This is a genomic window from Streptosporangium nanhuense (assembly GCF_059358815.1).
The window spans coordinates 39,476-58,184 of sequence record NZ_JCADBG010000017.1 but is presented as its reverse complement, the minus strand read 5'-3'; the positions used below and the strand labels follow the sequence as shown (position 1 = coordinate 58,184).

Genomic DNA, 18,709 nt, shown 5'->3' with positions numbered 1-18,709 from the left:
GGCACGCGCGGGCACGGCCCTCCGACACGCGCGAACGCGAACGCCCGGCCCTCAGCGCACGCGGGTGTAGGTCAGCTCGAAGTCGAGGTTCCAGGTCACGCCGTCCTCCGACATCTCCCACCGCGCGTCCACGGTGTCGCCGCCGGCGCTCAGCGTGCCGGTGAAGCGCTGGTTGAACCCGGGCGCGTCCCGCCACATCGTCCACAGGTCGTCGGCGAACGTCATGCGGTAGACCCGGTGCACGCCCCGGGCGTCGGCGTACAGCATGGTGAACTCCCCGGCGGTGTCGTCGAGGCCGATCACGGCGGTGGTGGGGAACGGCGCGTGGTCCCGCCACGGGTTCGGCGCTGTGGGCGGGATCGGGTCGGCGTCGGAGTGCTGGCGCAGGAACGCGCCGCCCTGCTGCCAGGCGAACTCGGTCCACGCGGTGCCGACGCCGTCGACCTTCGGTTGCACCGTCCACCTTCCGACGAGCACGTCGAGCCGCGCGAGTGCGGGATGCCTGCCGTCCATCTTCGTGTCCTCTCGTTGACGTCCCCACCAAGCTAGCGACGGCCTGTGTCAGAAACGAAGGTCGCTGCACGGCGTCGCGGAGGGCCGCCTGACGCGGCCTCCGATCCGGTGAGGTGGTCCCGCTGATCCCGGTGCGGTAGTCCCGTCGCGCCCCCTACTCTCCGCGGCGTAGCCGGAAGAGCCTCCCAGGGCACCACGACCGCGAGCCGTCACAAGGGCGACGATCACAACCCGCGCTCGTTCGGGAGGAGGCGTCCCGGCCCGGTGCGCGCGGGCACGTCCCTCCACCGGCGAAAGGATCGTCCGATGTCCTCACTCTTCCGCCACATCACCCCGGTGCCGCCCGAGACCGCCGACGGACAGGTCGCCGCCGTCTACGACCAGGTCGACGCCGAGTTCAGCAGCATCGGCCCGGCGGTCATGATGATGTCCCCCGCGCCCGAACTGCTCGCCCCCGGCTGGGCACTGCTGCGCGAGTCGCTGCTGGCCGGATCCGCTCCCCGCCGGAACAAGGAGGCCGTCGCGGTCTCCGTCTCCCAGGTCAACCGGTGCGAGTACGACGTGGCCGGGCATCTGGTCTTCCTGGAGCTGTCCGGAGGAGGCGACGTCGCGCGGGCACTGCGCCGCGGTGACGATCCGGCGGACGAGGACGTCGCGGCCGTCGTCCGGTGGGCGAGGGCCACCGGCACCCCGGGCTCCCCGGGCTCCCAGGTCCTCGCGGCGCCGCCCGTCCCCGAGGCGCTCGCCCCCGAGTACATCGGGACCGCGCTGGCGCTGCACTTCGTCAACCGCATGGTCCTGATCCTGCTCGCGGAGCACCTGCTTCCCGGCGGCATGCGGGAGTCGGACACCGCGCGGCCCTTCGAGGGCGCGCCGATCGCCCGCGCCGTCGAGCCGCGCGCCTCCGGCGACGGCCTTCTCCTGCTGAAGGACGGCGCCGCCGGGCCCGCACCCGCCTGGGCGGGGGAACATCCCGTCGGCCCCGCCTACGCGGCGCTGCGGGACTCGGCGGCCAAGGGCGGGTTCCTGCTGTCCGAGGACGCCCGCGCGGCGGTACGCGACACCGTCGGCCGTCACCTCGGCCGGTATCTTCCCGCCGACGACGGGTGGCCCGCCACCTCACTCGACACCCTGGCACCCGGCGACCGTGCCGGGGCGACCCTCGCGATCCTCGCGGCGCTGGCACCGGACCAGATCACCGAGGACGACGTCGCCCGCTGGCGCGCCGACCGCCACACCGACCACTGCCTGCTGCACCTGCTCGCCTTCGGCGCGATGCTCGCCGTCGAGCGCGTCGAGACGAGCATCGGCCGGGCAGCGGCCACCGGCTAGGGAACGTCCCGTGCCCCGGCGTCCCGCGCCGGAGGGTGGGAATGCCGGTCAGCGAGAGAATGTGACCTCCGCGCGCCGGTTCTTCGCGCGGCCCTTCGGGTCGTCGGCCGTGGTGTCGTCCGCCACCGGCGCCGTGGCACCGTGTCCGTCGACGGCGAAGGGCGCCTTCCTCACGTGATGGCGCACAGCCGTTTCCCTTCGAATTCCGATGAAATGATGCCGGCACCTCGGACATGAGGGGGTGTCCGCAACCCCCATCACCGAGGAGGCGTCCTGCCATGGGAACCGCCCGTGCCTGACGACCGAAGAGCCTGGTTCGAGAAGGTCTACCTCGACACGTACGAACAGATCCTCGGTTACGCGATGCGCCGCTGCGACTCTCCGGAGGACGCGGCCGACGTGGTGGCCGAGACGTTCGAGATCGCGTGGCGCCGGGTGGACGACCTGCCGCCCGGCGAGCAGGCCAGGCTGTGGCTGTACGGCGTGGCGCGCAACGTTTTCGCCAATCACCGCCGGGGGCTGATACGCCGTCACACCCACCAGACGGTACTGCGTGAGAACGTCGCCGATCTCTACGCCCACGCGTCCCCGCCCGGGGAAGAGATGGAGCTCAAGGCGATAGGACGGATTTTTCGTGAACTGTCCGACGAGGATCGCGAGTTGCTGTCGCTCGTGGCCTGGGAGGGCCTGGACGCGGGGGAGATCGCCCTCGTCACGGGCCGCTCCCGCAACGCCGTACGCATCCGGCTCCATCGGGCCCGCAGGCGCTTCTCGTACGAGCTGGCCGAGGCCGGGATCGAATTCACACCGATGAGCCGGACCGCGCGGGTCCCGACGTGGAGGTCCTCATGAAGAACACCGACAGGACGGTGGGCCTGCCGGCCCGCGTCCGCGACGACGAACTGGCCGGTCAGGCGTCCGCCGCGGGGGCTCGGGCGCTACTGACGTCGATCATGTCCGGATCGGGGTCCGAGGCCCCCGCGGTCTCGCCGCCGCGCCGAGAGTCGTGGAGGCCGCGCCTGGTGACCGGGGCGGTCGTCGCCGGGGCGCTCATCGCCGGGGTCGTCGTCGGCCCCGGCCTGCTGCGCGGCGGGAGCGCCACGAGCTACGCGAACTCCGCCGTCGACATCGCGCTGGACGGCGAGCAGTACGTCGCCCGCATCAAGGACCCGTTCGCCGACCACGCCAGGTACACCGAGGCGTTCCGCGCGGTCGGCCTGAACATCAGGCTGCGACCGGTACCCGTCTCGCGGGGCAGCGTGGGCAAGATCATGGGAATGATGATCACAGGTAGCGACAGACCAGACGAGGGGAGGACACCGGACCCCTACGGTCCCCGGTTCGGCGGTGTCGCCCTCTCGATGGGGACGGCTCCCAAGGGGTGCGAGCCGGGAAAGGACGCCGGTTGCGTGATGGTGATGCGGATTCCCTCCGGCTTCACCGGCACGGTGGACGTCAGGCTGGGGCGCCAGGCCAGGCCGGAAGAGGAGTACGCGAACTTCGACCTGGCCATGGCCCCCGGCGAGATGTTCGCCGGAGTCCGGTTGAGGGACGGCCGTCCGGTGAACGAGATCCTGGCCGAGGCGCGGAAACGCGACCTGGCCACGGTGTTCAGCGTCATCCGGATCGACGCGAAGACGGGCGGGCTGTCCTTCGAGCCGCTCCCCGCCGATCGGGTCGGACGTGACTGGACCGTCTGGAACGCCTGGCAGGTGAAGGCCGGGACGATCCGGTTGCTCGTCACGCCCGAACGGCTGCCCGAGAACCCGTTCTACAACGGAAGCGCGCCACCGCCCGCCTCCTGACCACGCGAGAACCGGCTCCCGCCCTCCTCGGAGGGCGGGAGCCGGTTCCGTGTCGTCCGGCGGGAACCACCGTCGCGCTCCGGAGTTCCCCATGCTCGACCGCCCCCGCCCCCGCCCCCGCCCCCGCGACAGCGGGCGAGCGTGCGCCCCCTCCCCTCTCGGCACCTTCCCCCGTGCTGTACAGTCGCCCACTATGAAAACCGTTCCCATTTTCATAGTGGGTTCCCTCCTGTTCACACTCGCCGCCTGCGGGAGCGCGAGTGGCACGTCCACCGGGGCCGCCCGCGAGGCCGCGCCCGTCGTCACGGAGCTGACGAGTTGCGGCCTGCCCCTCAAGGTCGCCGCGCCGCCGCGCCGGGCGGTCTCCATGGAACAGAACGCGACAGAGATCATGCTGACCCTGGGGCTCGCCGACCGGATGGCGGGCACGGCGTACCGGACGGACCCGGTGCTCGGCGAGCTCAAGGCCGACTACGACGGGGTCCCCGTCCTGGCCGCCCAGTATCCCGGCCGGGAGGCCCTGCTGGCCGCCGGGCCGGACTTCGTCTACTCGATGCGCGCCTCCGCCTACGCGCCGGACGCCGGCGGGACCAGGAAGGACCTGGCCGGGCTCGGGATACCGGCCTATCTCTCCTCCAACGACTGCGAGGACCCCGGCCTGATCCCCTCCTCCGTCACGTTCGACGCCATCTTCGGTGAGATCGGCGACATCGCGAAGATCTTCGGTGTCCCCGAGCGCGGCGAGAGCGTGGTGGCCGGTCTGCGAAAGCGCCTCGACGCGGCCAGGACCACGGCCAGGGACGTGACCGGGGGCGCGACCGGCGCTGCGACCGGCACGAGTCCGGACGTGAAACTCATGTGGTACTACTCCGGGACGAAGACCCCGGCCATCGCGGGCCGCGGCGGGCTGCCCGACACCATCGGCACGTTCCTCGGCGCGGGGAACGCCTTCTCCGACATCGACCAGCAGTGGTCCGAGGGCAGCTGGGAGAAGATCGCCGAGCGCGACCCGGACGTGATCGTGCTGGCCGACCTCACCCGTGGCGGTGACGGCGACAGCGCCGAGGCCAAGATGCGCTTCCTGCGCTCCGACCCCGTCGCCTCCCGGCTCACCGCGGTCAGGAAGAACCGATTCGTCGTCGTCCCCGGATCGGCGATGGACCCCTCGATCAGGAGCGTCGGCGCCGTGGAACAGGTCGGCCGCGGCCTGCGGGACCTCTACGGCTGACCCCGCGCCCCACCGACCCCGTACCCCGCCGACCGCAGGCCACCGACCGCGGACCACACGACCGCACCACCGATCCTCCCGGAGACCCTGATGACCACCCCCACCGCTTCCGTGACCTCGCGGGACCTGTTCTCCTCCTGGGAGGAGCAGCAGGCCGCCTACGTGGCCCACCGCGAGAACCGCTTCCAGGTGATGCTCGACGTGCTCGGCCTGCACTGCCCTGACGGTCCCACCGTGCTCGACCTGGCCTGCGGGCCCGGCTCGATCGCCGACCGCGTGCTGAGCCGCTTTCCCCGGGCGCGCGCCGCGGCCGTCGACCACGACCCGGTGCTGACCCGGCTCGCGCGCTCGGTCCTGGCTCGCCACGACGATCGTGCCGTCGTGGTCGAGGCCGACCTGGCGCACGCGGGCTGGTCGTCGGCGCTGCCCGGGTGGAGCTTCGACGCGGTGCTGACCTCCACCGCGCTGCACTGGCTCTCCCCCGGGCAGCTGCTGGAGGTGTACGCCGAGCTGGCGCGGCTGCTGCCGCCCGGTGCCGTGCTCCTCAACGCCGACCATCTGCGCTTCGGCGACGGGCATCCGGTGCTGCGACGGCTGTCGGCCGACCACGACGCCGCCGTACAGGCGGCGGCCTTCGCCGGTGGTGCGGCCACGTGGGAGCGGTGGTGGGCCGTGGCCGCCCAGCACCCCGAGCTGGCTCCCCTGGTAGCCGAGCGCGAGCGGCGTTTCGCCGACCGCCCGCCGCAGCCCCACGCACCGCTGGAGTTCCACCTCGCGGCGCTGCGCACGGCGGGCTTCACCGAGGTGGGAACCGTCTGGCAGTACCTGGACGACTACGTCGTCTTCGCCCGGCGCTGACCACCGATGACCTCTGACGACCTGTCGCGTACCTCCGCGACACCGGAACTCGGGGTTCCCGCGGGAAGCCGGGGTAGGCGATGACCTCTGACGACCTCGCGCGTACCACCCCGACGGCCCTGCCCTCCGGACCCGAGGCGGCCGCCACGCCTTCTCGGGCCGCGCGGTGGCGGGACGCCGTCGCGACGCGACGGACCGCGCGGCGGGACGGCGTCACGGTCTCACGGGCCGGGCGGCGGCGCGCGCTCCCGGTGGGCGGCGCGGGGCTGGTGCTGCTGCCGCTGTCGGTGGCGCTCGCGGTGACCGTCGGGGCCGCGGGCCTGTCGGTGGGCGACGTGTTCCAGAGCGTCGCCGCGCACCTCGGCCTCCCGGTGGACCCGCCGAGCCCGCTGCGGGACGCGATCGTGTGGGAGCTGCGCCTGCCACGGGTGCTGCTCGCGACGCTGGTCGGGGGTGGCCTGGCCGTGTGCGGGGCGGTCCTGCAGACGTTGACCCGCAACCCGCTGGCCGACCCCTACCTGCTCGGCATCTCCTCCGGGGCGTCGACCGGGGCGGTGGCCGTCCTGATCCTCGGCCTGGGATCGGGGACCGCGGCCGCCCTGACGGCGGGGGCCTTCGCCGGCAGCCTGGCGGCCTTCTGCTGCGTGCTCCTGCTCGCCGGCGCGACACCGGGCGGCTCCCTGCGCGTCGTGCTGGCGGGGGTGGCGGTCTCACAGCTGTTCGGCGCGCTGACCAGCCTGGTCGTCATCTGGGCCGGTGACGCGCAGAGCACCCGCGGCGTGACGTTCTGGCTGCTGGGCTCGCTCGCCTCGGCGAGCTGGGGCAGCGCCGTCCTCTGCGCGGCGGTGGCGGGGGCCGGCCTGGCGGTGTGCTGGGCCGCCGCCCCTGCCCTGGACGCCCTGGCCCTCGGGCGCGAGACCGCCGCCTCGCTCGGCGTCGCCCTGGGCAGGACGCGGCTCGTCCTGCTCGTCACCACCGCGCTGAGCACCGCGGTCCTCGTCGCGGCGAGCGGCGCCATCGGTTTCGTGGGCCTGGTCGTCCCGCACGCCGTCCGCTTCCTGGTGGGCGCCCGCCACCGCGTGCTGCTACCGGCCTGCGCGCTGTACGGGGCGATCTTCCTGCTGTGGGCCGACACCGCCGCGCGCACGCTGTTCTCCCCGCGCGAGGTACCCGTCGGCATCCTCACCGCGCTGATCGGCGTCCCGGCGTTCGCGGTCATCATGCGCGGCAGGGGCGCCCGGTCATGAGCCCGGACACCGGTGACAGCGGGCCGGGCCGTGCGGTGCCGTTCAGCCGCCCGGACACCGGTGACGGCGGGCCGGACCGCGCGGTTCAACCGCCCGGACACCGATGACGGCGAGGCCGGACCGCGCGGTTCGGTCGTGCGGTTCAGCCGCTCGGCTGCCGCCCCTTCCGGCGGATCTTGATGTGGCGCATGCCGGTCACCGCGACGTGAAGGATCCGGTAGGAGTGGCCGTGCGCGTCCAGCGCCGCGACGGCCTCCCGGGTCGCCTCGCCCTCCCCGTCGTCCGGGGCGGCTCCGGTCTCCTCGGCGAGGACGGCGGCGAGCGCGTCGGTCGTCTGCCGCCCGCGGGTCAGCCGATCTGGCGGTCGGTGCCCTCCCACCAGGGGCGGCGCAGCTCGCGCTTGAGGACCTTGCCCGACGGGTTGCGGGGCAGCGCGTCGACGAAGGAGACGGCGGTGGGGCACTTGTAGTGGGCCAGCCGCTCGCGGGTCCAGGCGAGCAGTTCCTCCTCGGTGGCCTCCTGGCCGGGGCGGGGCACCACGACCGCCAGGGGCGTCTCGCCCCAGCGCTCGGAGGGGACGCCGATCACCGCGTTCTCCAGCACCGCGGAATGCCTGGCCAGGGCGCTCTCCACCTCCGCGGGGTAGACGTTCTCGCCGCCGCTGACGATCATGTCCTTGATCCGGTCGTTCAGGTAGAGGTAGCCCTCGCCGTCCATCGACCCGGCGTCGCCGGTGCGCAGCCAGCCGCCGGACAGGAACGCGGCGGCCGTCTCTGCGGGGTTGCGCCAGTAGCCGGTCGTCACGCAGGGGCCCCGGACGATGACCTCGCCCACCACACCGGGGTCGGCGGGCCGGTCCGTCTCCAGGTCGAGGATCGCCACCTCCATGCCGGGCACCGCCCGCCCGGCCGAGCGCAGCCGCCCCTTGACCGGGTTGTCCGGCAGATGCTGGTCGGGACCGAGCAGGGTCGTCACGCCGATGGTCTCGGTGAGGCCGTACGACTGGAAGAACTCGGCGCCGAACAGCGCGACCGCCCGTGCCAGCAGACTCTCGGTGATGGGCGAGGCGCCGTACACGATCTGCCGGAGCGCGAAGAAGTCGGCGTCGCGGGCCGCGGGCAGCTCGTCCGCCGGCCAGCCTGAAGTTGAGCGGGACCAGCACCACGCCCGCCTTGGCCGCGCCGAAGAGCAGCTCGAAGTACTCGGTGGCGTTGCGGTCGACGTACCCCACGCGGTCGCCGGGTTCGAGGCCCGCGGCGATCAGGGCGTCGGCCACCCTGTCGGAGCGCTCGGCGAGTTCCCCCTAGGTGGCGGCGCAGCCGTCACCGGTGACGGCGACGGGCGCGCGGCTCGCGGACAGGCGCAGGAGATCGGCGACGGGGGTGGGGGCGGGGGGCATGGTCGTCCTTCTCTCTTCGTGGCCGGGCGTCGCCGCCCGGCTTCTCACACGGACCGGGCGTCGCCGTCCGGCCCTTCCACGCGGACCGGGCGTCGCCGTCGGTCCTTCTCGCGAGCCGGGCGTCGCCGTCCGGTTCCTGTCGGGTTGTTGGGTTGTCAGGCCCGGGCGAGCGCCCGCCCGGCCGTTTCAGGCCGGGCGTTGCACGACGATCTCGTGGCCGCGCAGCGGTGCCGTGCAGGCGTCGCACGTCAGCTGGATCTGGAAGTCGCGCCCGCACGCCCGGTGGGTGTAGACCAGGGCGGGTCCCTCGGCCGCCCGGAACCACCGCTGTCCCCAGTCGATGCCGGTCATCGTCACCGGGAAGAAGGCCCGCCCCTTCTCCGTGAGGTGGTAGCTGAGCCAGTCCGGCCGTTCGGCGCTGGGGACCTGCTCGAAGACACCGAGCTCGCAGAAGACCCGGAGCCGGTCGGCGATGATGGTGGGCGGGGCGCCCAGGCGCTGCTCGAAGTCGCGGAAGCGGTGCAGTCCCTGGAAGGCGGCGCCCAGGATGGCCGCCGACCAGCGGTTGCCGACCAGCGCCATCGTCTCGGGGAACATGCCCGCGCCGCCGTCGGCGGTGGAGCCGGAGCGGCGGCGGGTCGTGGCGGCGGGCACCGAGCGCTCCCAGGTGCCGCTCGGCCCGAAACCGCCAACAATGTCGCGGGGCCGTACCGAACGCGAGCAGGCCGCGCAGGTGAGGATGGGCAGGAACTCCCGGCCGCAGCGCCGGTGGACCATCCTGGGCAGCGACTCCTGGTGCTCGGGCACCCAGCGCGACTCCCACGCCCACACCGACAGCAGCATCGGCCACAGGTCCCGGCCCCGCTTGGTCAGCCGGTACTCGAACCGTTTGGCCCTGCTCTGGTACTCGACCCGCTCGAAGACGCCCATCTCGGTGAGGAACGCCAGCCTCCGGGTCAGCACGGCGTGCGAGATGGGAAGCTCCTGCCGCCACTCCCCGTAGCGGCGCACCCCGAGCAGCGCGTAACGCAGGATCAGCAGGTTCCACTCGTCGCCGATCAGCCCCAGGGTGAGGCCGACGGCGTTGGTGTGCCCGGGCGGGAGCTGCGTGGGACGGTCCATGGGGTGCACGAGCACGCGCGTCTCCTGTAGGCCACGGTCCCGGGTGCCCTTCGCCGCCGCTTCCCCTCCCGGAGCTCCGGGTCCGGGAGCGGCCTGCGCCCGCGTCACGGCGGGACCGGCGACCGCGCCCCCCGTCACGGCGGGACCGGCGGACTCCGTCCCCACCACGGCGGGACCGGTGCGCTCCATTCCCACCACGGCAGGGCCGGTGAGCTCCGTCCCCACCACGGCGGGACCGGTGCGGTCCGTCCCCGGCGCGTCGTGGCCGGCGGGGACGTCGGCCCCCGCGGCCACGCGACCGGAGGCGTCCGCGCCGGAGGGACCGGCGACGCCGGTTCCCGCCCTCGCGGGCCGGGTCACGCCGGTCACAGCCTCAGGGCGTGAGCCGGTGAGTCGGCGTCCCGCCAGCCGGGGATCGAGTCGCCCGCCGCCCAGGTGGCGTGCGTGCCGCTGGAGATGCGCTCGGGAAGCCTCAGCCTGGCCAGCGGACCGTCGACCACCCTGGCCGCGTCGAAGATCAGGCACTCGGAACGATCTTCGTTCATGTCGGTGGTCAGCGTAACAAGGTAACCGTCGTCCTCGGCGGAGGATCCCACACGCGGCGCCATGGCGGGTTCGCTGCCGTACACCCCGGCGGGCAGGCCGAAGCGCTCCTCGTTGCCGGTGAACAGGTCGTGGCGGACCAGCCCGTCGAACAGGAACCACCCCTCCAGCCCGGTGGCCGCGTAGGCGTAGCGGTGGCGGCGCCCGCCGTAGGCGTTGTTGAGCACGCCGAACTCGGTGACGGAGTCGGTCAGCCGTTCCTCCCCGCAGCGCCCGGTGACCAGGTTCAGCCGCCAGCGGTGCAGCCGGGTCTGCATGCGGTCGAGCGCGAGGAAGCGGAACATCCGCTGGTAGGCGCCGCCCTCGCCGGTGTCCTTGGGCTCGGGTTCGTCCTGGAAGAAGCCGTCCAGGACGATCTCGTCGCCCTCCTCGTAGGCGTTGACCCAGTGCAGCACGTAGGTGGGGTCGGCCTCGAACCACTGGATCGGCCGGCCGCCCCCGCGCCTGGGCACGACGGCCAGCCGGGTCGGCAGCTCGGGGTGGAACCTGGCCGCGTACCGCCCCCTGGCCATCAGCTCGGGCTCCCAGAACATGGGACAGTCGTTGAGGATGGCGTAGTTCTCGGTGAAGGCCATGTCGTGCGGCAGGCGCGGCCCCGGGAGCGGGACCTCCACGTAGTGGCTGAGCCGGTTGTCGGCCCCGACCACGCCGTAGTGCATGTACGGCTCGTCGGTGCCGTAGTTGAAGAAGAGCAGTTCCCCGGTGTGCGGGTCGACCTTGGTGTGCGCCGAGACCCCCAGGTCGTAGGGGAAGGCCCCGCCCCAGTCGGCCCTGCCGAGCGTCTCCAGGGTGAGCGGGTCGAGCCGGTAGAGATCGCCGCACTGGTAGAAGCTGGTGAGCGCGACGCCCGCGTGCACGACGACGTCGGTGCTGGAGGCGTCCTTCATCCGGCCCCTGGCTCCCCAGCCGTCCTGGCGCGGGGAGTCGCCGGGCCGCTCGGCGATCCCGGCCCAGAGCGGCTTGCCCGCCTCCCGCTCGGCGAGCAGCCCCTCGGTGCGGATGAAGCGGTTGCGGTAGAACGCCTTGCCGTCGCGGAACCCGACGACGTGGACCATGCCGTCGCCGTCGAAGGGGTGGTAGCGCTCCAGTGCGGGGTGCACCGGGTTCTCGGTGTTGCGCAGGTAGACCCCGTCAAGGTCGGCGGGGATCTCTCCCTCGACGACCTGCAGGTCCTCGGCGCGCCACTCGGTGGTCTGTGGCCGCCACGGACCCGTCCGGTACGGGTGGTCGTCGTCCTGGGGCAGGGTCGACAGCACGCGCCCGACGACTTCGACGTCCATTTGTCTTCTCCTCGTATGACTGGACCGCGCGGGCCCTCGTGTGACCGGACCGCACGGGAGTGCCCGCCACTTCGCCCGGCCTACTCGGCCCCGACGACGAAACTGACGGTCGTGGTCGTGCTGCCGCCGATGTTGAGCGTGCCGAACCGGCGTGCCCCCTCGACCTGGTAGGCACCGGCCCGGCCGGTGACCTGGCGGGCGGCGTCGAGGAGCATCCGGACCCCGGTGGCGCCGACCGGGTGGCCGCCGCCGATGAGACCGCCGCTCGGGTTGACGGGGATGCGCCCGCCGATCTCCAGGTCGCCGTTCTCGATGGCCTTCCAGCTCTCGCCGGGCCCGGTGATGCCGAAGTGGTCGATCGCGGCGTACTGCGACACGGTGAAGCAGTCGTGCGTCTCGATGCCGTCGAGGTCGTCGACGCCGCCGACGCCCGCGCGGGAGAACGCGTCGAGCACCGCGTTGCGCACGTGCGGCAGCGTGTACGGCTGGTCGCGGCTGCGCTCCAGCTTCGCCGCCAGCGGCAGCCCGACGGTCCGGTGTCCCCAGCCGAGCACCCGGGCCAGGCGGCCCTCGCGCGCGAGTCCGGGGTGACGGGACAGGAAGCGCTCCCCGACCAGCACCACCCCGGCGCCGCCGTCGGTGATCTGGCTGCAGTCCGTACGCCGCAGCCTGCCCTCCACCACCGGGTTGGCCTCGTCGTCGGCGGCGAAACTGGCCTCGGTGAACGTCCACCCGCGCGTCTGCGCGTTGGGGTTGGCCCTGGCGTTGCGGAAGTTGAGCTCGGCGACGGCCCGCAGGTGGGCGTCGTCGAGGCCGTAGCGCCGGTCGTACTCGTCGGCGAGGGCGCTGAACATGTGGGGCCAGACGAACTTCGCGTCCTGCCCCTCGTGGCCCACCCAGGCGGCGGCGCCGAGGTGCCCGGCGGCGAGGTCGCCGGGCACGGTGCGCTCCAGCTCCAGGCCGAGGACCAGGGCGCAGTCGTAGCGCCCGGACTCGATGTCGGCCATCGCGGCCAGCGCGGCGACGCCGCCGGAGGCGCAGGCCGCCTCGTGCCTGGCGGCGGGGACCTCCCACAGCCCGGGCTCGACGGTGGCGGGCATGCCGCCCAGCTGGCCCTGTCCGGTGAAGAGCTGGCCGAAGGCGTTGCCGACGTGGATGACGTCCACGTCGGAGGGGGCGAGGCCGGCGTCGTCGAGGGTGCCGCTCACGATCTCCCCGGTGAGCTCGGCGAACCCCTGACCGGCCCGCGACCAGTTGCGGGCGAAGTCACTCTGGTGGCCGCCCAGGATCCATACCGCGTCCGGCATGGCGCGCCTCCTCGCTGAGATCCGTCTGCTGTCCGTTTCTTACTACAACAAGAAGAGTATGCCGTCAACGGACCCCGGACCGTCCGTCCAGGTCCGTGCGGAAAAACTCCTTCGGGACAGTATTGCCGCCCCCCGAGCCTCTCACTACATTTAAAAGAGTTACTTGACGACGGCGACGGGAGGAGCGGCGCATGGGATCGCTCGACGGGCAGGTCATCGTGATCACGGGGGGTGGGCGGGGCCTGGGACGGGCGTTCGCCCTGCACCTGGCCGGACTGGGCGCCCGCCTGGTGGTCAACAACCGCAACCGGGTCGTCGACGAGAACGGCCTGGGCCCCGCCGACCACGTGGTCCGGGAGATCCGGGACGCGGGCGGCGAGGCCGTCGCCGAGCACGGCGACGTCGCCGACCCGGCCACCGCCCGCCGCCTGGTGGAGCCGGCCCTCGGCACCTGGGGCGGGATCGACGCCTGCGTCACCAGCGCCGCGGTCAGCGGCCCCGCGATGTTCCACAAGTCCTCCCCCGAGGCGTTCGAGGCCGTCATCCGCACCAACGTGCTGGGCACCGCCCAGGTCGCCGCCGCCTGCTCGGCCGTCATGCGCGAGCGGCGCCACGGCCGGATCGTGCTGGTCGCCTCCACCGCCGGGCTGCACGGCGAGCCCACCGTCTCGGCGTACGCGGCGAGCAAGGGCGCGGTGATCGCCCTCGGCCGGACCGTGGCGGCCGAGGGCGCCGGGCGCGGGGTGTTCACCAACGTCCTGCTCCCCTACGCGCTGACCCAGATGACCGAGAGCGGCATGGCGGCCGAGCACCGCCACCTGATGGACGCCGGCGCGGTCGCCCCGGTGGTCGCCGCGCTCTGCGACCCCCGGAGCACCCTCAACGGCGAGGTGATCGTGGCGGCGGGCGGCGGCCTGCGCGCCGCCGACTCCGTGGAGTGGGGCACCGTCCTGACCTCGGCAAGCACCTCGGGAAGCGTCTCGGGAACCGCCCCGGAGACCGGCGCGGAGTCCGGCCCGGAAGCTGCCTCGGAAGAGGGCGGCCTGACTCCCGCGAGGCTCGCCGAGCTTCTCGACCGCAGCCGCAAGGGCCCGGCCCACCGCTACGCCAACGCCCAGGACGGCTTCCTGGACCTCGCAGAGGAGATGAACCGTTGACAGGCCTGCTGATCAACCTGGTGGTCACGGCGGTGGCCGTGCTGCTCACCATGCTCGCCACGATGGCCTACGCGCTGCGCACGCGGAACCAGGGCTTCGTCGACACCGTCTGGGGCCTGGGCTTCGTCGTCGTGGCGGCGGTCAGCTTCGTGACCTCCCAGATCCTCGGTGAGGGCCTCGACGCCCGGCGGATCGTCGTGCTGGCGCTCACCGCGATCTGGGGGATACGGCTGGGCGCCTACATCCACCGGCGCAACCACGGCAAGGGCGAGGACCCGCGCTACACCGCGCTGATGCGCAGGAACACCGGCCCGGTGGTGCCGTACGTGATCAAGAACGTCTACTGGCCGCAGGGCTCGATCATGTGGGTGGTGTCGCTGCCCGTGCAGGTCGCCATGTACGAGACCGCGCCGCTCGGGATCGTCACCTGGATCGGCGTCGCCCTGTGGGGCGTCGGCTTCCTGTTCGAGGCGGTCGGCGACCACCAGCTCTCCCGGTTCAAGGCGGACCCCGCCAACCGGGGCAGGGTCATGGACCGCGGGCTGTGGGCCTGGACCCGGCACCCCAACTACTTCGGCGACGCCGTCGTCTGGTGGGGCCTGTTCCTGATCGCCTGCTCCCACTGGGCCGCGCTGCTGACGGTCGTCTCCCCGCTCCTGATGACCCACATGCTGGTCAACAAGAGCGGAAAGGCCCTGCTGGAGCGGCGGATGGCGCGTCATCGCGGCCCCGAGTACGCCGACTACCTGGCCAGGACCAGCGGTTTCCTGCCCCGCCCGCCCCGGCGCGGCTGAGGCTGGGACAGCCGGGACCTCCGGGCGTCTCAGATGGAGGGTGGCAGCGACGACAGCAGGTCGAAGCGACGGTCGCCCTCGTACAGGGGCGTCTGCGCGTGCAGGGGCGACGCGGGCAGCGGGTCGTACAAAGGTGTGGGGATCGGCGCCGGTGCCGGGAGCGGCGGGGGCACGGAGCTCAGCGACCTGTTCCCGCTCTCGTAGAGGACGGCGTACAGCCCGCTGATCAGGCGCCGCACGTCCCGCTCCGGCCGGACCACCAGGCGCATGAACTGGCTGGTCATGCCGAGCTTGTTGCCGCACTCGCGGACGAACAGGTTGTGCTCGTCGAGCAATTGGTCGCGCAGGGCGGCGCCGTCCCTGCCCCCGGGGAGCCGTACCAGCAGGAAGTTGCCCTGGGAGGGGAAGACGGTCAGGCCCGGGACCCGGGTCAGCTGGTAGCGCATCGACTCGCGGTCCAGGGCGAGCAGCCGGAGGCTGTCCAGATACTCGGACATGTGCTGGCGGATCATGAAGACCACGGTCTCGGCGAAGGAGTTCAGGTTCCACTTGGGCAGGGCGCGCCGCACCCTGGCCGCCAGCGCGGGGTTGGCCACCATGTAGCCGAAGCGGATGCCGTGCAGCCCGAAGTTCTTGCCGAGGCTCTTCAGCACGACCACGTTGGGCCGGATGGCCGCCTCGTTCGCGACGCTCGGGTACGGCTCGGCGTCGACGAAGTCGATGAACGACTCGTCCACCACGACCAGGTCCAGGTCGACGAGCCTGTCGAGCAGGGCGATGACCTCGTGGCGGCGCAGGTAGCCCCCGTCGGGGTTGTTCGGGTTGCAGATGACCGCCACCCGGGAGCCGCGGTGCCGGATGAAGTTGACGTAGGCGTCCACGTCCAGCGCGAACCCCTGGTTCTCCGGCAGCGGATACATGTCCACGCGCTTGCCGGTCTCCATCGGCTGGTCGGTCCACCGGCCGAACGTGGGGATCGGAATGGCCAGGCTCTCCCTGACCAGCAGGTGGTCGATCCAGGTGATCAGCTCCGTCGACCCGTTGCCCATCACGACGGTCTGCGGGTTGAGCCCCAGCACCCCGCAGAGCTCGGCGGTGATCGTGTCGGCGTCGCTGGGATAGAACTTCAGGATCGTGCTGAGGTTGTGCTCCAGGACGCCGAAGACCTCGGGCGTGGGGAAGTACGGGTTGCAGGGGATACAGAAGTCGACCAGCTCCTCCCCCTGCTCCGGCTGCTCCGGCGCGGCCCGCATGAGGGAGAAGTACGACGGGCTGTGCGCGGCGGTGTGCGCTCGGCTGCGATCGGTGGAACCGGCCAACTGGGCCTCCTGACGGACGTGCGCGCCTCTGACACCCCCAGCTACGCACCTGGATACGGGCAGGTTCAGCGACGCTCCCGCCCGGCCCCTCGTCCGGCTCCCCGTCCAGCCCCTTGGACGGTTCCTCGCCCGACTCCCTGGACGGTTCCTCGCCCGGCTTCCTGGACGGCTCCTCGGACGGTTCCTCGCCCGGCTCCTACACCAGGGCCGGCGCGGTGCCGGGTGCCGATCCGCGCAGGCGCGCGGCGTCCTCGCTCGGCGAGGCGCCGAACTGGCGGCGGTACTCGCGGCTGAACTGCGACGGGCTGTCGTAGCCGACGCTGTGACCGACGCCGGTGACGTCGCGGGGACGGGTGGCGAGCAGGAGCCGGGCCTCCTGCAGCCGGATCTGCTTCTGGAACTGGATGGGGCTCATCGCGGTGACCGCCTGGAAATTGCGGTAGAAGGCCGAGACGCTCATGCCGGACAGCTGTGCCACGTCCTCCACCCGGAAGGACCGGGCGTAGTGGTCGCGGATCCACTGGACCGCGCGGGCGATGTGGGAGAGGTTGCTGTCGGCGAGGCCGAGCTGGCGCACGACGGCGCCCTGCTCGCCGGTGACGAGCCGCCAGAGGATCTCCCGCTTGATCAGCGGTGCGAGCACCGCCACGTCGCGTGGCCGGTCGAGCAGGCGCAGCAGCCGGACCACCGCGTCGACGAGCGCGGCGGGCGCGTCGCTGACGGCCATGCCGGACGGCGTGCCGCCACCGGCCGGGAGGTCGCCGGGGGCCGCCCGCAGCAACAGCTCGGCGACGGTGGCCGGGTCCAGGATCAGGCCGAAGCCCATGGCCGGCCGCTCGGGGCTCGCCTCGGTGAAGTGGCCGGTGATCGGCATGTCGACCGAGGCGACGAGATACTGCCCGGCGCGGTACTCGTACACCCGGTCGCCCAGCGCGATGCGTTTCGCGCCCTGCGCGATGAGTGCCATCACCGTGCCCGACATCTCCGGCGACGGCGGCGACGGCCGATCGATCTTCGAGACCAGGACGCCGTCGACGGCGGTGGTCATGTCGGGCCGGGCGTGGCGGGCGAGCAGGGCGCGTAGCTCGTCGAGGTCCATGACCCGAGTGAAGCACAGATCCGATGCTCCCCACAACGAGAGGATCAGGCAAGAGGACAGGAGCATCCTTCTAACGTTTCCGCAGGTCGCAATGGTTACATGGACTCATCGAAATCCCCGGAGTGCGAGAGTGCTCCACGAACGAGGAGATACCCCCATGACCGTCGGCCACGGTTTCCACGCCACCATGACAGCGCGGCCCGGCAAGGGCGACGAGCTGGTCGCGTTCCTGCTCGACGCGCCGTCCCTGCCGAACGAGGACTGCGTCGTCTTCCTGGTCAGCCGCTCGGCCGGCGACCCGGACACCGTCTCCGTCACCGAGGGCTGGACCAGCGAGGAGGCCCACGGCAGGTTCTTCGCGACCGAGGAGGCGCGGGCGCTGGTCGCGAAGCTCCAGCCGCTGCTCGCCGGCGAGTCCCGCTACGCCGACGAGGTGCCGGTCGGCGGCAAGGCCGCCTTCTGAGAACCCCGCCGCTCTCCGAAACCCCGGCCGCTCTCCGAAACCCCGGCCCGCCTTCCGAGAACCCGGTCGCCTTCTGAAATCCCAGGCGCCTTCCGAGAACCCCGGCGCCTTCCGAAACCCCGGCCCGCCTTCCGAGAACCCCGGCCGATTCCCCCTCCTGACGAAAAGGATCCCACCATGGCACCGACACGCCCCGCCCTCGACCCCGAACTGCGCGCGCTGCTCGCGGAGATGCCGCCCATGCCCCCGCTCGGCCCCGAGGTGCTCGCCCAGCTGCGCGAGTTCCCGTCGACACCGATCGACACCCTCCTCGACGGCCGGGCCGTCGACCGCCGGGAGCTCACCGTCCCCACCCCGGACGGCACGCGGCTCCCGCTGTCGATCCTCAGCCCCGCCGGTACCGGCCGCGCCACGGCCGCACCGTGCGTCTACTGGATCCACGGCGGCGGAATGATCATGGGGGACCGCTTCTCGCAGATCGACATCCCCCTCGACTGGCTCGACCTGCTCGGTGCCGTCGTGGTCTCCGTGGACTACCGGCTGGCGCCGGAGGCCACCGGCGCGACGCTGGTCGAGGACTGCTACCACGGCCTGCTCTGGGTCGCCGAGCACGCCGACGAGCTGGGCGTCGATCCCGCCCGCATCGTCGTCGCGGGCGCCAGCGCCGGGGGTGGCCTCGCCGCCGGTGTCACGCTGATGGCACGCGACCGCGGCACCCCGCCGATCGCCGCCCAGGTGCTGATCTGCCCCATGCTCGACCACCGCAACATCACCACCTCCAGCCGGCAGTACTCCGGCGGTGAGGGCGTCTGGACCCGCGAGATGAACGAGTTCGGATGGCGATCGGTCCTCGGCGACCTCGCCGGCCGGGACGTGCCCGCCTACGTCTCCCCCGCGCTGGCCGACGACCTCTCGGGCCTGCCGACCACCTACATCGACGCCGGCACGGCCGAGGTCTTCCGCGACGAGGACGTCGACTACGCCACCCGGATCTGGGCCGCCGGCGGCCAGGCCGAACTCCACATCTGGGCGGGCGGCTTCCACGGGTTCGACGCGCTGTACCCCCAGGTGCGCCTCTCGGCCACGGCACGCCGGACGCGCGACGACTGGCTCACCCGGGTCCTGAACCCGGCGACCTGAACGCCGAAGGCCCCCGGGCCTGTCGGGACGCGTGGACCGAGAC

General features: G+C 72.5%; 18 protein-coding genes and 1 pseudogene. 10 read left to right on the top strand and 9 right to left on the bottom strand.

What is annotated here, in order from left to right; all coding sequences use genetic code 11:
- Positions 1-51: 51 nt before the first annotated feature.
- Positions 52-513: a hypothetical protein gene (locus tag AC5L38_RS29260; RefSeq protein WP_495246048.1), complete on the bottom strand. Its 462-nt coding sequence runs from the start codon at positions 511-513 to the stop codon at positions 52-54.
- Positions 514-819: 306 nt separating this feature from the next.
- Between AC5L38_RS29260 and AC5L38_RS29255 the strand changes: the two genes are divergently transcribed.
- The 6 genes from AC5L38_RS29255 (at position 820) to AC5L38_RS29230 (ending at position 6,983) form a co-directional block, all read left to right on the top strand.
- The gene (locus AC5L38_RS29255) at positions 820-1,845 is read left to right on the top strand and encodes a carboxymuconolactone decarboxylase family protein (protein WP_495246047.1); all 1,026 of its coding nucleotides are present in this window, start codon (positions 820-822) and stop codon (positions 1,843-1,845) included.
- Positions 1,846-2,136: 291 nt separating this feature from the next.
- Positions 2,137-2,697 carry an RNA polymerase sigma factor gene (locus AC5L38_RS29250; RefSeq protein WP_495246046.1) on the top strand — a complete coding sequence of 187 codons (561 nt, stop codon included), beginning with the start codon at positions 2,137-2,139 and terminating at the stop codon, positions 2,695-2,697.
- Positions 2,694-3,650, top strand: coding sequence for a hypothetical protein (locus tag AC5L38_RS29245; RefSeq protein WP_495246045.1), 957 nt, complete (start codon positions 2,694-2,696; stop codon positions 3,648-3,650). Before AC5L38_RS29250 ends, AC5L38_RS29245 begins: the two co-directional genes overlap by 4 nt.
- A gap of 217 nt (positions 3,651-3,867) precedes the next feature.
- Positions 3,868-4,878, top strand: a complete 1,011-nt coding sequence (locus AC5L38_RS29240; RefSeq protein WP_495246044.1) for an ABC transporter substrate-binding protein — start codon at positions 3,868-3,870, stop codon at positions 4,876-4,878.
- 90 nt (positions 4,879-4,968) lie between these two features.
- The gene (locus AC5L38_RS29235; RefSeq protein ID WP_495246043.1) at positions 4,969-5,736 is read left to right on the top strand and encodes a class I SAM-dependent methyltransferase; all 768 of its coding nucleotides are present in this window, start codon (positions 4,969-4,971) and stop codon (positions 5,734-5,736) included.
- 80 nt (positions 5,737-5,816) lie between these two features.
- Positions 5,817-6,983, top strand: coding sequence for a FecCD family ABC transporter permease (locus tag AC5L38_RS29230; protein ID WP_495246042.1), 1,167 nt, complete (start codon positions 5,817-5,819; stop codon positions 6,981-6,983).
- A 142-nt stretch (positions 6,984-7,125) separates the two neighbouring features.
- Here AC5L38_RS29230 and AC5L38_RS29225 read toward each other — a convergent pair whose 3' ends face one another.
- From AC5L38_RS29225 to AC5L38_RS29200, 6 genes and pseudogenes are all read right to left on the bottom strand, one after another.
- Complete coding sequence (locus AC5L38_RS29225; RefSeq protein ID WP_495246041.1) at positions 7,126-7,362, bottom strand: hypothetical protein; 237 nt, start codon at positions 7,360-7,362, stop codon at positions 7,126-7,128.
- A complete protein-coding gene (locus AC5L38_RS29220) occupies positions 7,332-8,105 on the bottom strand; it encodes an AMP-binding enzyme (RefSeq protein WP_495246184.1) in 774 nt (257 codons plus the stop codon). The genes AC5L38_RS29225 and AC5L38_RS29220 overlap by 31 nt, the downstream gene beginning before the upstream one ends.
- A 13-nt stretch (positions 8,106-8,118) precedes the next feature.
- A pseudogene (locus tag AC5L38_RS29215) lies at positions 8,119-8,271 on the bottom strand (AMP-binding protein); the annotation flags it as partial.
- Between the two features lie 297 nt (positions 8,272-8,568).
- Complete coding sequence (locus AC5L38_RS29210; protein WP_495246040.1) at positions 8,569-9,873, bottom strand: winged helix-turn-helix transcriptional regulator; 1,305 nt, start codon at positions 9,871-9,873, stop codon at positions 8,569-8,571.
- A complete protein-coding gene (locus AC5L38_RS29205; protein WP_495246039.1) occupies positions 9,870-11,387 on the bottom strand; it encodes a carotenoid oxygenase family protein in 1,518 nt (505 codons plus the stop codon). The genes AC5L38_RS29210 and AC5L38_RS29205 overlap by 4 nt, the downstream gene beginning before the upstream one ends.
- An 80-nt stretch (positions 11,388-11,467) precedes the next feature.
- Positions 11,468-12,694 (bottom strand): acetyl-CoA acetyltransferase, encoded by a 1,227-nt coding sequence (locus tag AC5L38_RS29200; RefSeq protein ID WP_495246038.1) that lies wholly within the window; start codon positions 12,692-12,694, stop codon positions 11,468-11,470.
- A gap of 191 nt (positions 12,695-12,885) precedes the next feature.
- Here AC5L38_RS29200 and AC5L38_RS29195 point away from each other — a divergent pair, with 191 nt between their 5' ends.
- Together AC5L38_RS29195 and AC5L38_RS29190 are read left to right on the top strand one after the other, a co-directional pair.
- Positions 12,886-13,851, top strand: coding sequence for an SDR family NAD(P)-dependent oxidoreductase (locus AC5L38_RS29195; RefSeq protein ID WP_495246037.1), 966 nt, complete (start codon positions 12,886-12,888; stop codon positions 13,849-13,851).
- A complete protein-coding gene (locus AC5L38_RS29190) occupies positions 13,848-14,645 on the top strand; it encodes a DUF1295 domain-containing protein (protein WP_495246036.1) in 798 nt (265 codons plus the stop codon). The genes AC5L38_RS29195 and AC5L38_RS29190 overlap by 4 nt, the downstream gene beginning before the upstream one ends.
- A 29-nt stretch (positions 14,646-14,674) precedes the next feature.
- Here AC5L38_RS29190 and AC5L38_RS29185 read toward each other — a convergent pair whose 3' ends face one another.
- Positions 14,675-15,964 (bottom strand): pyridoxal phosphate-dependent aminotransferase, encoded by a 1,290-nt coding sequence (locus AC5L38_RS29185; RefSeq protein ID WP_495246035.1) that lies wholly within the window; start codon positions 15,962-15,964, stop codon positions 14,675-14,677.
- A 196-nt stretch (positions 15,965-16,160) separates the two neighbouring features.
- Positions 16,161-17,063: an AraC family transcriptional regulator gene (locus tag AC5L38_RS29180; RefSeq protein ID WP_495246034.1), complete on the bottom strand. Its 903-nt coding sequence runs from the start codon at positions 17,061-17,063 to the stop codon at positions 16,161-16,163.
- Positions 17,064-17,220: 157 nt separating this feature from the next.
- Between AC5L38_RS29180 and AC5L38_RS29175 the strand changes: the two genes are divergently transcribed.
- The gene (locus AC5L38_RS29175) at positions 17,221-17,526 is read left to right on the top strand and encodes a putative quinol monooxygenase (protein ID WP_495246033.1); all 306 of its coding nucleotides are present in this window, start codon (positions 17,221-17,223) and stop codon (positions 17,524-17,526) included.
- Between the two features lie 177 nt (positions 17,527-17,703).
- Positions 17,704-18,666, top strand: a complete 963-nt coding sequence (locus AC5L38_RS29170) for an alpha/beta hydrolase (protein ID WP_495246032.1) — start codon at positions 17,704-17,706, stop codon at positions 18,664-18,666.
- The last annotated feature ends 43 nt before the right edge of the window (positions 18,667-18,709 follow it).

Coding starts and splice junctions, on each gene's coding strand:
- AC5L38_RS29195 (WP_495246037.1), top strand. CDS start 12,886: ATGGGATCGCTCGACGGGCAGGTCATCGTGATCACGGGGGGTGGGCGG.
- AC5L38_RS29260 (WP_495246048.1), bottom strand. CDS start 513: ATGGACGGCAGGCATCCCGCACTCGCGCGGCTCGACGTGCTCGTCGGA.
- AC5L38_RS29235 (WP_495246043.1), top strand. CDS start 4,969: ATGACCACCCCCACCGCTTCCGTGACCTCGCGGGACCTGTTCTCCTCC.
- AC5L38_RS29205 (WP_495246039.1), bottom strand. CDS start 11,387: ATGGACGTCGAAGTCGTCGGGCGCGTGCTGTCGACCCTGCCCCAGGAC.
- AC5L38_RS29170 (WP_495246032.1), top strand. CDS start 17,704: ATGGCACCGACACGCCCCGCCCTCGACCCCGAACTGCGCGCGCTGCTC.
- AC5L38_RS29230 (WP_495246042.1), top strand. CDS start 5,817: ATGACCTCTGACGACCTCGCGCGTACCACCCCGACGGCCCTGCCCTCC.
- AC5L38_RS29255 (WP_495246047.1), top strand. CDS start 820: ATGTCCTCACTCTTCCGCCACATCACCCCGGTGCCGCCCGAGACCGCC.
- AC5L38_RS29200 (WP_495246038.1), bottom strand. CDS start 12,694: ATGCCGGACGCGGTATGGATCCTGGGCGGCCACCAGAGTGACTTCGCC.
- AC5L38_RS29180 (WP_495246034.1), bottom strand. CDS start 17,063: ATGGACCTCGACGAGCTACGCGCCCTGCTCGCCCGCCACGCCCGGCCC.
- AC5L38_RS29175 (WP_495246033.1), top strand. CDS start 17,221: ATGACCGTCGGCCACGGTTTCCACGCCACCATGACAGCGCGGCCCGGC.
- AC5L38_RS29245 (WP_495246045.1), top strand. CDS start 2,694: ATGAAGAACACCGACAGGACGGTGGGCCTGCCGGCCCGCGTCCGCGAC.